Genomic DNA, 1094 nt, shown 5'->3' with positions numbered 1-1094 from the left:
TCGGCGATTTCACCCGCCTGGCCGCCGAACACAGCACGACTGGCGCTCACCATCGCGGACTGCTGATCGCGCTCTCGTCGCGGTTTCCACGTCAGCCAGCGGGCGTCGCAGCGCTGGTCGCCGCGGTGAAAGATGCTGCCCGAGAACCTGTTGACGACCGCGTCGTGTATTTGAAAGCAATCCGCCCTGCCTGAGACCGACGCGGCGAGACACAGGTATCGCCGCTCCGCACACTACGGACCTACCGGTGGGCGCGGACGGTATCGAACCGCCGACCGCTGGTGTGTAATTGGCCCTGGACTTGTGCAGCCTGTGCCGCCTTGTGACGTCCTGTACACGAAACACGCTGATAGGAGCCAGTTTTCGTAGCGCCTTGGCGCGGCCTGTGCCGGGCTGTGTTGCCTTGTGTTGGCCCGTTCTTGGCCCAGCGGGGGTTCTTGCGACAACAAATACTTCAGCTGGCTGAGCGGCTTAGCGCCGCTGATCATCAGAAGGGACGCGAGACAATCTCATCAAAGTCCGATCACAGCTCCCAAACCTGATCCGGATCATCAAGCGCCGCACGAATCTGGCTGAGGTCGCCAAGATCAGCCAGCGGCGACGTCTTCGCGATATCGACGATCCCGCGCACCATCAAAGCCACTGTTTCGCCATCGTTGGCTTCCAAAGCTCCATCGAGGCGGTTGAAGAGCTCTTCAAAGTTTGATCGGCGCTCAGCGAAGACCTTTGCAAAATAGTCCTTCAAGACCGACTCGGCCGCCTTGATACGCGCCACTTCCGTGGTCTCGTAGGCCTGCAGCCGGGCACGCTTGCTGCTCTCCACCTCGTGCACGGCGCTGCATTCCTTCGCCGCGTCAACGATCTGAGTCAGCGCAAGAGCCGCAACGTCATCGAACGAGGCTTCAACACGACCAAGCAGTGGCGCGGACTGGCCACCCGCTACGACAAACTCGCCCTCGTCTACCGCGGCGCAGCAGTCCTACGCGCCATCACCGTCTGGCTGCCCTATTTATCAGACACGCCCTAGGCGCTCGCGCGTGCCTCAACCCACTTGATTAGGCGGCGACGGCGTTCAGCGACGCGCTCTGGATTCT

At 61.7% G+C, this 1094-nt stretch carries 3 protein-coding genes; 2 read left to right on the top strand and 1 reads right to left on the bottom strand.

The window, feature by feature from the left end:
* The coding region (locus tag ACN269_RS35235; protein ID WP_421477750.1) for a hypothetical protein at positions 1-194 on the top strand (194 nt) is incomplete at its 5' end.
* A 329-nt stretch (positions 195-523) separates the two neighbouring features.
* On the opposite strand, the gene ACN269_RS35230 is transcribed toward ACN269_RS35235, so the two are convergent.
* A complete protein-coding gene (locus tag ACN269_RS35230; RefSeq protein ID WP_421477748.1) occupies positions 524-832 on the bottom strand; it encodes a hypothetical protein in 309 nt (102 codons plus the stop codon).
* Here ACN269_RS35230 and ACN269_RS35225 point away from each other — a divergent pair.
* Positions 827-1027: a hypothetical protein gene (locus ACN269_RS35225; protein WP_421477746.1), complete on the top strand. Its 201-nt coding sequence runs from the start codon at positions 827-829 to the stop codon at positions 1025-1027. The genes ACN269_RS35230 and ACN269_RS35225 overlap by 6 nt on opposite strands.
* Positions 1028-1094: the final 67 nt, after the last annotated feature.

Origin of the sequence: Micromonospora sp. WMMD736 (assembly GCF_049179015.1) — a bacterium.
In the GTDB taxonomy this organism is placed as follows: domain Bacteria; phylum Actinomycetota; class Actinomycetes; order Mycobacteriales; family Micromonosporaceae; genus Micromonospora.
Note: the sequence above shows the minus strand (reverse complement) of the source record. Positions and strands in the feature narration are given on the sequence as shown.